The sequence below is a fragment of the Flagellimonas sp. genome (assembly GCF_965233845.1).
Lineage (GTDB): Bacteria > Bacteroidota > Bacteroidia > Flavobacteriales > Flavobacteriaceae > Flagellimonas.
On sequence record NZ_OZ247584.1, the window covers coordinates 3,287,144 to 3,297,751 of the forward strand.

General features: G+C 42.2%; 5 protein-coding genes. 2 read left to right on the top strand and 3 right to left on the bottom strand.

Annotated features, from left to right (window positions below):
- Window positions 1-270: 270 nt before the first annotated feature.
- From ACO6S0_RS14640 to ACO6S0_RS14650, 3 genes are read right to left on the bottom strand one after another with little or no spacing between them, the layout of a single operon-like run.
- Entirely contained in the window at window positions 271-3,414 is a 3,144-nt protein-coding gene (locus ACO6S0_RS14640) for a glycoside hydrolase family 2 TIM barrel-domain containing protein (protein WP_422349068.1), read from the bottom strand.
- An 8-nt stretch (window positions 3,415-3,422) separates the two neighbouring features.
- Entirely contained in the window at window positions 3,423-6,452 is a 3,030-nt protein-coding gene (locus ACO6S0_RS14645; RefSeq protein ID WP_422349069.1) for an aminotransferase class III-fold pyridoxal phosphate-dependent enzyme, read from the bottom strand.
- Between the two features lie 3 nt (window positions 6,453-6,455).
- The gene (locus ACO6S0_RS14650) at window positions 6,456-8,483 is read right to left on the bottom strand and encodes an MGH1-like glycoside hydrolase domain-containing protein (protein WP_422349070.1); all 2,028 of its coding nucleotides are present in this window, start codon (window positions 8,481-8,483) and stop codon (window positions 6,456-6,458) included.
- Window positions 8,484-8,801: 318 nt separating this feature from the next.
- On the opposite strand from ACO6S0_RS14650, the gene ACO6S0_RS14655 reads away from it, so the two are divergent.
- Window positions 8,802-9,362, top strand: coding sequence for an RNA polymerase sigma-70 factor (locus ACO6S0_RS14655; RefSeq protein ID WP_422349071.1), 561 nt, complete (start codon window positions 8,802-8,804; stop codon window positions 9,360-9,362).
- 115 nt (window positions 9,363-9,477) lie between these two features.
- The gene (locus tag ACO6S0_RS14660) at window positions 9,478-10,605 is read left to right on the top strand and encodes a FecR family protein (protein WP_422349072.1); all 1,128 of its coding nucleotides are present in this window, start codon (window positions 9,478-9,480) and stop codon (window positions 10,603-10,605) included.
- Window positions 10,606-10,608 lie beyond the last annotated feature (3 nt).

A 10,608-nucleotide genomic window follows, 5' to 3' on the forward strand; every position in this document is an offset into this window, starting at 1 on the left:
AACAAGTTTAAGGTAGTTAAGATTGGGAATCTTGCGATGAAAATAAACAATGCATCACAACAACCAACCTATCCATTTTTAAATTGGGTGAAGTGCTAATTAATTTCGTTCAACTACGAGGATGACCAAATTGAGTGGAAAATTTGAAAATCACCTACATAAATTGTAGTAGGGTCTTACAATTCAACGATCAAGAAATCAAACCCTTTCCGCTATATTGGAAAAGCCAAGTAAATGCTCGTTTTTTTATTGCCAAAAACGTAATGGAAACTACTCCATTTGTTTTGTTGTAAGTGTTATGGAATAGGATCTAGCCAAAGGCTTGATTAAATAAGGATCCTGGACCATTCTACCCCACGAATTCTCACCCCCTACGCCCATCTGAAGTAAATCGATGTTCCATTGAACGGTGTTGCCCAATTTGATCTCGGCACCATGTTTTTTGGTTACCGGTACCAAGCCCGAAGCCGATTCAGCCCCGTCTTCATCAGCGTTAAAATCCAATTCCCGCATCCCAAAGGGCCACGTACTGGCATTAAGCAAGGCATCTCCCTGTACCTTTACCGAAAGCTTGTCAGAGGAAACCGTCATCCAGCGAACATCCGTTTTGTTTCCGGTTTCCTGCGGCCGAGGGTAGCGATGAAACTGATCGGCAATCTTTCCAGCATAAACCCCTGCTTTAACTCCAGTTTTTCTATCCCAATAACTCTCCTCGGGGCCGTTCCCATACCAGGAAACTTCATCAAACTCTTGGGGAAGGGTAAGGTATATCCCCAGTCTGGGAATATTGGGAAGCTCTCCTTTCTTTGGCTCAAAGCTATAGCTGATTTTCAAAACCCCATCCTGGTGAAGCAAGTATTCCATTTCCACTTTGGCCTCTTCATTGGGTAACGCATAACCTACTTTGAACCCGACCTCCCCACTTTTTTCAAGCTTTGGTTGACTCATCAGTTTTGAGCTGTTGTTATACGTGGCGTCTTGCCATATTCTGGCCCACTTGTCCATCCCATTGCCCAAATCGTTATCTGTAGGCGGGCGCCAAAAGTTGGGTTTTATTGGCTGTTGGGTTATGATTTGACCTTGATATTTCCAAGACAATAATTCTCCTGTTTTTTCATCAATATTAAGCTGGGCAATGTCATTTTCCAAGCTGAAAACCCCATCGGTCAAATCAATACTAATTGTATCTCCCATGGGTTGTTTTTCCATTTTAAAACTTCCCTTTTGCAAGATAAATTGACCCCAAGCGATTTCATAGCCTTGCGGAATCATTGCTGTTCCTTCTTTTTGGAACATCCCTATTTCCAAAATATATTCCTTGCCAGCTTCAAAGTTTTGGGGAATTATCCCAACTCTTAATTTTTCAGACTGCTGAGGCTTTATATCCAAAGAAATCTCCTCTTGTACCTCCGCTACCACACCATCAACCAATAGCTTGGCTTTAAATTGCATTTGGGAAAAATCCGTAAAGAAATTCTTGTTGACCACTTCAACAATTCTGTTCCCCAAATAGTTAAAAGCTGCGGGTTGGTATACCTTTTTTACCTCGGTTAGGTGCGGGTGCGGATTTCTATAGGGATCAACCAACCCATTATTTAAAAAATTACCATCTGTGGGCAAGTCGGCATGGTAATCGTGCCCATAAGCCAAATACGGATTTCCTTCCTCATCCTTGTACTCCAGACTTTGATCGACCCAATCCCAGATATACCCTCCCTGAAGGTTGGGATATTTTTCAATGATGTCCCAATAATCCTGAAGGTTTCCAACCGAATTTCCCATGGCATGGGCATATTCAATCATGATGGAAGGTTTGTCCGAATTGGATTCACCATGCGCTATTAGATATTCGGGTTTGGGATACATGGGGCAATATAAATCGGTGTAATCTTCCTTTCCGGCAGGTTCATATTGCACAATGCTATTGTCATCCTCCTCCTTGAGCCATTGGTAAGTAATTCTAAAAATTTCTCCCTCCCCAGCCTCATTCCCTAAAGACCATGAATATATACTGGGATGATTTCTATCCCTATAGTACATGCGCTGGGTGCGGGACATATGTGCAGGAAGCCATTCCATTTCATTCCCAATCTGTGTTTTTTCGTCAATGGCCAAAGGATGGCTCTCAATATTGGCTTCGTCCACCACATAAAGGCCGTATTGGTCGCAGAGATCAAGCCAATAGGGGTCATTGGGATAATGCGAACTTCTGACCGCATTGATGTTGTTCTGTTTCATCAGCTTTATGTCCAACTCCATAGACTCCCTTGAAACCACATGCCCCGTAAACGGATCTGTTTCATGGCGATCTACCCCTTTGATATAAATGGGCCTACCATTGATCAAAACTTGGCTGTTTTTAATCTCCACCCGTTTAAAACCAACATATCCCCTAATGTATTGGTTGTTTTCTGGGTTGATGGAATCTTCCAGTGCAATTTTCAATCTATATAAATTGGGGTTCTCAGCGGACCAATGTTTGACATTTTCAAGTAGATCATTGACATGAATCGATTCAACGGCCTTGGGAGCTAGGTTTATTTTAGAGGTTTTTGAGAAGACCAATTTTTCATTATCCAAAAGTTCTACCGTAATCTTACCTACAACTTGTTCATTTGATTCGTTATCCACATAAACGGTCTCTTCATAAATTCCGTCCGAATACTGATCATCCAAGTTGGTATAGGAATAATGATCAGAGATATACACTTTAGGGCGGGTGTAGAGGTAAACCCCACGTTCAATACCGCTCATCCGAAGCATATCCTGGCTCTCCAAATAGCTGGCATCGCTCCACCGAAACATTTGCAATGCTATCAGGTTTTTTCCTGCAGTAAGGTATGGGGTGATATTAAATTCCGCTGGAGTTTTGCTTCCCTCGGAATATCCCACGTAACTGCCATTGATATACACATACATGGCAGATTTTGCTCCCTCAAAATGAAGGATTACCTGCTCCTTTAAAAAATCTTCAGTCAACTCAATTTCTTTGCGGTAGGTCCCCACAGGATTGTAATCTGTCGGGACATTGGGCCAATGCGTATCAAATGGATATCGCTCATCCAAATAAATGGGAAAATCATACCCTTCCACCTCCCAATTGGCCGGGACAGGGATAGTACCCCAATCACCGTCATTGTATTCCCTGTTTTGAAATGTTATAGGGCGCTCTTTGGGGTCTTTTACAAAATGGAACTCCCATTCGCCATTCAGGCTTAGAAACCTTTTGGAGTTCTCCTTTGAATCGATGTCAAAAGATTCCAGGGCAAAGAACGTAGCTCTCGGCGACAATTTGTTTTCTTCAAAAATATGATGGTTGAAGTGATACGTTTGCTCGGGTACTTCTGGAAGTTGTGGCCTTGAGCACCCAAGTAGGCAAACCAAGGTTATACATCCTATAGAAACTCGTTTCATCTTGTTTGTCATTTAAGTTGCATGAAATCCTCAGCCAGAATTTTGCCCAAATGCAGCACCAATTCTTCAGCATTTTCCATGGAAAAAACCATAGGAGGTTTAATTTTTAGAACGTTGTTGTCCGGGCCATCCGTACTCATGAGAATACCATGGTCTTTCATTCTGTTGGCCAAATAATCCGCTTTATCACCCAAGGGATTCAAGGCTTCGTCAACAAGTTCAATTCCAAGAAAAAGCCCTTGCCCCCTTACATCTCCAATAACAGGATAATCCTGAGCCAATTCTTGCAGCTTTTGTTTAAGGAATTCTCCCACCTCAAAGGCATTCTCCTGAAGTTTTTCGCGCTTTACCGTTCGTAACACCTCGGTTCCAATGGCGCAGGAAACGGGGTTGCCACCAAAGGTGTTGAAGTATTCCATCCCATTGGCAAATTTTTCAGCCACCTCTTGTGTGCAGGCAACCGCCGCCAAGGGATGCCCGTTGCCCAAAGGCTTTCCAATAGTAACAATGTCCGGCACCACATTATGCAGTTGAAAACCCCAAAAGGTCTTTCCAACACGTCCGCAACCCACCTGAACCTCATCCGCAATGCACAAGCCTCCAGCTTTTCGAACATGTTCGTAAGCCCTCGCCAAAAATCCCTCTGGCAGCTCTATTTGACCTCCACAACTGATAATCGACTCCAAAATCAATGCCCCAACGCCTCTTCCTTTGGAGGTTATCCGTTCAATGAGGGGAAGTATCTCATCCGCATATTTTTCACCCGAGTCCTCACCTCTATATTTTCCGCGAAATGCGTCAGGCAATGGGAAGATATGGGTATGTTCTGGTGCTCCAGAACCCCCTTTTCCGTCAAATTTATAAGAGCTGATGTCCACACACATATTGGAATTACCGTGGTATCCAACTTCTGAAGCTATAATATCCCTTTGCCCTGTAGCCGCCTTTACCATGCGAATAGCCAATTCGTTGGCCTCACTTCCCGAATTCACAAAATGCAATACCGAAAGTTCCGGGGGCAAGGTTTCTAGTAGCTCCTCTGCCAAGGTGTTGATATTTTCATGTAAATAGCGGGAATTGGTATTGAGCAAAGCCATTTGTTTCTGCCCAGCCTTGACCACGGCATAGTTCTCATGCCCCACATGAGCCACATTGTTTACAGTATCCAAATACTTTCTCCCGTTTTGATCCATTAAATACTGTCCCGCCCCACGAACCATTTTGATAGGCACCTTATATTGTAGACTCAAACTTTTTCCCAAGTGTTTTTTCCGATAGTCCACCAATGCATTATTGGTCTTGGTTTGGGAAGGTTGCAGTTTTGCATTCTTGAACAAAAGATTAGGGTCTGGGCAAAGACCCTTCCAAACATCCAACTGGTTGTAATAAGCCACTCCAGGGAAGTCATTTTCATAGCCCAGTAAGGACAGCATTAACTGAAAATGGAGATGTGGAGCCCAATTCCCATTTTCTGGATAATTGCCCAAAAGACCAATACAATCTCCTTTTTTTAGCGTGTCCCCTACCTTGTTCTTAGTGGCACTGGCCACGGTCATATGCCCGTATAACGTATAGAACTCTAAGTTGTTTAGTTGGTGCTTTAATATAACCAACCCTCCATATTCCTTGTCTCCAGCGTCATTTACAGCTGTAACTACCTCCCCATCAAACAGGTTATGGACAGGAGTGTTGGCAGGCAGCCAAAAATCCACTCCTAGATGCACGGTTCGGCTCTCACGACCACTATTTCCCATTTTGTCATAAGAGGACGTTCCGTACAAAGCCCGTGGCTCCAAATAACCTCCAGCAATTATCTTATTGGGGTGCTCTTTTTGGAGTTGCCCCAATCTAAACTGCAGAAAATCCAAGTCATTGAATTCTTCCTGATGTCCTACCCACTCGCTGGAGACACTTAAGTCGATGGGAAGCACGTCATCGGCATCAACAGTGGGAAACAACTCCCTTAAAGAAAACTGAAGCCCCTTAGCCCACTGCCCAAACTCATTTTCTTTGGGATGGGAAGTAAATCCACATGCTTTTCTGAATGAGAAGTAAGCGAAGTCAGGATGAATCTGGCACCACTTTTTAAGCACTTCCCATGCAGGTTTTTCACTGACCAGCAAATACGTATTATCCGGTTCCTTGATTTTGTTTAGTGCAGATTTGGTAACGGAAATCACCAAGCGCATGGCAATGGCATGGTACAAATGTTCCAATTCCTCCTCCAAAAGAGGGAAAGATTTATGGTAACCTGCGGCTATGGGTAATGCAGCCTCAAGCGGGTCATTATGATGCATGATGGCATAGGCACTTGCTACGGCCAAATCATTAATGGTTTGGGTGTAAATAGCATCACCATAATCTATAAATGCCCTTACCTGTGGCTCCGCCAATTCCTCGGTTACAATAATGTTGTTGTCGTTCGCGTCGTTGTGCACAACGGACTTCCGCAGTTTGGAATAGGAATCTTGGTTATTTTGGAAGGCATCAATAAAGTGCGAAAGAATCTCTTTTTCGTCATCTTCAAACAGGTTCAAATGGTCCTTTGTCCAAAGCGCTTGGGCCACGTCCCATTCAAATTCCCTATGCGCCATAGGATGGTCAAAGCCTTGCAGGGCGTGTGTCAATCGACCGCATTGCTCTCCCAAACTAAATCGGAGGCTATCGAGTTGTGGGTTTACACCACTCCACAATCGACCAGGAATCCATGTCAGCAATCTTACTTTTCTAAGGTTACCCGAGGAATCCCTGTACTCAGAAACTTCATTTCCATGTACATCTTTGACGACCAAGGGCGAAACAAGATTACTTTCTTGCGCTGCAACGTATTGCAGTAATTTTTGCTGGTACTCCAAGTACCCAACGTCCTCGCCAACTCTTGAAACCTTAAGGATATAACCATCACCATCCGGCACCTTGACCCTAAAGTTGAAATCAATTTCCCCAGGTAACGGGAAGACCTCTCCTTGAACATTAAACAAGCTTAGGGCCAGCTTTCCTGCCTCTTCCGTTGATATCTTCAACTTCTCGTATTCCATGTATTATTCGTGGTTTGTCAGTAGCAAAATTATGTGGGCTGCACTCCAACTGAAATTTTTGGCGTAAAGTCCCTTTCCCGTTAAGGGATGATAATTCTCGTAAATAGGTTCACCCTTTTCCATAAGTCCCTCAGCCCCCTGTAAAAGTTTTTCGGTAACCTCATCGGCCTCTCTGGTAAACCCGTAGTTTCTTAACCCCTTAATTCCAAAATAGGCCTGATCCAACCAATTTGGACCTCGCCAATAGCCATTTAGGGGATTGAACAAGGGATGGTCCGCAGCCATGGTCTGAAATGGAACTTTCACATAAAACTTTTTTGGGTCCAACATCTGGTTCTTTACTGCTTCTGCCTGCTGGCTGGTGGCCACTTTTGCCCAGAGGGGAATCCATCCCTCGCTTCCGGCTCCCTTTACAAATTGATCCCCACTTAGATTGGTGTCGTAGAACCACCCATCATCCTCATCATAGAATTGCATTTGAATGCGTTGTTTCAAATGTTCCGCTTCCATCCTCCAATGTCGGGCTTCATCCTTCAAATTTAATACCTGCGCCAAGCTTCCCAAATATATTTTTTCAGCATATAAGTAGGCATTGAGGTCAACACTTTCTTGATCTAAGGAATATGCCCCTTCTGAATTTTTTAAAATCTTGGAATGATCAAAGCGAATGGCATTGTCCATCCCACTTTCCCATTTGGCCGCAATCAGGGTCCCATCAGTGGAACCATACTCACATAGACCATCTTGATCATGATCCCGGTCCTTGTACCACCATTCATGGTATTTTTTTAGTTTCGGATACATTTCCTTGACAAAACTGGTGTCTGAATCCATTTGTGTGATCTTGGCTACAGCCCATGTCGCCAGGGGAGGTTTAGTATCTCGAAAGTTGTGGGGTTCTATGGAAGTGTCACGGTAAACGCAATCCACAATGAAGCCATTCTCCAATTGAAAATCGAACATGGCCCTAATTTGGTCTTTGGCCAATTCTAGGGCATACAAGGATAATCCAGCTGCGTGCTTCCATGAATCCCAAGACCAAAATCCGTGAAACCACTCATAGTGATAACTTGGAAACAATCCTTGGTGCTTTAATTCACCTGCCGCAATTCTCCAATTATTCTGTAAGGTCAATTGGGCTTTGGCAAGAACCACTGCATACGCACTATCTTTAAATTTAACAGCAGCTTTTGATTGAACTGCAGCCAACTCCTGATCTTTTTCCATTTGGCGTGCATGTAACAGGGTATCAAAGTCCATTTTATGAATCGCATCTTTTTCGGTATCCCAAGCATACTCTGGAAAAATAAAGGATTGTGACACCAAAAATTCTCTTGATGAATTGGGAGGAATGGTTATGGCAGATTTTCTAGCCTTGTACGAGAGACTATCTTCCAAAAGAATGCCATCGACTCCATCCAAAAATTGCAAATACCCTACAGCATCGCTCTTTTTGGAATTAAGCTGAATGGTGTTGTTCCTGCTGGATAGTTGCATGCCCAATTTAAAGACCACCCCTGAATATTCAAGGTTTAGGGCAATGGCCTTATCCATCCTATTGGTTATTGTGGTGCGTTGCAAGGCGGTATGCCCAGACATAAAAACAAGTTCCTGTTTCACTCCCAAGCTTGAATTTTCAAAAATTTGCTCCAAATGGCTGGAAAAGCTGTGTTGGGAAATCAGGGACGATTTCCAATCCATTGCAACCTGGTCGTTATCATCCCAAATTAGTTTTAGTTGAACGAGGTTGGGGCTTAACCAAACTCCATTTTCCTGGGTCATTAAGAAAGGGCCACTAAAACTTCCACCCTTCCCATCCTTGGGCAAACCATATCCAAACCAAGCCCCTTGGTCCGAAAAAACAAGCTTGTCCCTATCCCGTGGGTGTTTGGGTGCCCCGGTATAATCCAAGGTGTTTACAAAATTGGAAATATGAGTTGCCTGGTTAGTGGAACTGTTTATAGGCCCCTCTTCTTTGCAGCCATAAAGCAGGGCAATCAATACAAAAAATGAAAAGATGAATTTGTCCATAAGCTCAGTGCCATAAGTGTGCTTTCCTATGGTCTTTAATTAAAGGATTTATACCTCTTTCAAGCTATACGAACGACATTGTAAATCACAACAAAAGGAAAAGAATGTTGCTATTTTGGACGGATGCAATGTACAAAAAAAACCATTTTAACATCTGTTGGGAGGTAAAATTTTCGTTAATTCATAATTTTAATCCCAGCTGGTTTCATCTTGGGCATCCATTGTAAGATAATACCCCAGAGCGATTTGGAATAGCTGGACAATTTATGCCAAACCGGTATAGAAACGTGTTTTATTAGGTCTTTTAGCACAACCAACTTGGACTCTAATTCAATTATACAGGAAATACGGAACCAAAACCAATTTGTCTACAAAAAGTTCTTTGAAGACACTTATGCGGAATTGGTCCATTACGCCAATAGCTATCTTTTTGATCAAGGTTGGAGTGAAGATATTGTACAAGAGGTTTTTATCCATTTATGGGAAAAGTCCAATTCCCTCGAAATCAAAAGTTCTTTAAAAGGGTATCTATATGCCATGGTAAGGAACCGTTGTCTCAACTTTTTGAAATCTATAAAAATCACAGACGATGCCAATGTTTTGGACATGCAATCCATGCTTAGTGACGAATACAATTTAGATGTTTTTTCTAGTGAGGATTTAAAAGTCATCCATCACCAACTTCTAAAGATTGTGGAGGGTTTGCCCACCAAAATGCAGCAAATTGTGAAGATGCGTTTTATTGAAAATTACAAGTACGTGGATATTGCCGAAGAATTGGGGATTTCCGTAAATACCGTAAAAACCCAACTTAAAAGAGCCAAGTTGAAAATTACCCAGCAAATGGCTCTTATTCTTTCACTTTTAGCATTACAATAAGACCAACATCATTGCGGTTTTCGCTTTTATCGAACCCTCTTTTTAAATTTTTGTTATTTTTTTGTCACCCATTTTGCCAATTTGATTGTCTATGTAATAGAAAGTCAAATTAAAAATGGAATTTAAGTTAATTCTAAAGAAACTAAATAGCACGCTCACCCAAGAGGAAGAACAGATTTTTAAAGCTTGGATTTCCGAATCCAACACCCATAAATCTTACTTCGAAAAAGTTCGCGAAAGCTATTCAAAATCACCAAATATTGTTGATATACAGAAAGGGTGGGAACAGATTAATTCGAAAATCCGCCCCCGCAAAAGTCTCTCCATAGTATGGAAATACACAGCGGCAGCTGTTTTATTGGCATTGCTAAGCCTACCTTTTTTGCTCACAAACCAAGATCCTATAGCCGAACCTACGACCAATATCGTCAATGAGGTAATTGAAATTGGTACCGATAAGGCCACACTTACCTTGGAAGATGGCACCAAAGTACCCCTTGAAAAAGGCAAAGCATTCAGTACCCAGGCCCTTACCAGTAACGGTCAAGAACTCGTTTACACCAATAAAGCTGAGACTTCATCAAAAACTATAGTATATAACACCTTGACCATTCCAAGGGGTGGTCAGTTCTTTATTACGTTATCCGACAATACTAAAGTTTGGCTCAATTCAGATTCTGAATTGCGGTATCCAGTCAGTTTTTCCCCAGATCAGCCAAGAAAGGTTGAATTGGTTTATGGCGAGGCCTATTTTGAGGTTTCTCCAAGCACCCACCATAATGGAACGCATTTTCTGGTGGCCAGCCAAGAACAAGAAGTGGATGTTTTGGGTACAGAATTTAATATTAAGGCTTTCAAAGAGGATTCTTTTATAGAAACCACCTTGGTCCATGGGAAAGTGGCCGTAAGGAATGGCGAAAATATAAGTAACCTAAGCCCAGGCTACCAATCTAGACTAGAGAAAGGTACCAATCAAATAAGCATATCACAGGCAGATGTTTACAATACCATTTCATGGAAAAATGGACTTTTCAGCTTTAAGAACATGGCCTTAAAAGATATTATGACCGTGTTATCAAGATGGTATGATGTAGATGTGGACATAATTAACCAAGGGGTTGAAGACGTCACTTTTAATGGTGTTTTTAACCGAAATCAAGATTTGGAAAACATTCTTTCAATTATAGAAAATACGAACGAAGCAAAATTTACAACTAAAGGAAAAACTATTATGGTAGAATAAAAA

Excerpts from the sequence above, each read along its gene's own strand:
- ACO6S0_RS14640 (WP_422349068.1), bottom strand. The coding sequence starts at position 3,414 with ATGAAACGAGTTTCTATAGGATGTATAACCTTGGTTTGCCTACTTGGG.
- ACO6S0_RS14645 (WP_422349069.1), bottom strand. The coding sequence starts at position 6,452 with ATGGAATACGAGAAGTTGAAGATATCAACGGAAGAGGCAGGAAAGCTG.
- ACO6S0_RS14660 (WP_422349072.1), top strand. The coding sequence starts at position 9,478 with ATGGAATTTAAGTTAATTCTAAAGAAACTAAATAGCACGCTCACCCAA.
- ACO6S0_RS14650 (WP_422349070.1), bottom strand. The coding sequence starts at position 8,483 with ATGGACAAATTCATCTTTTCATTTTTTGTATTGATTGCCCTGCTTTAT.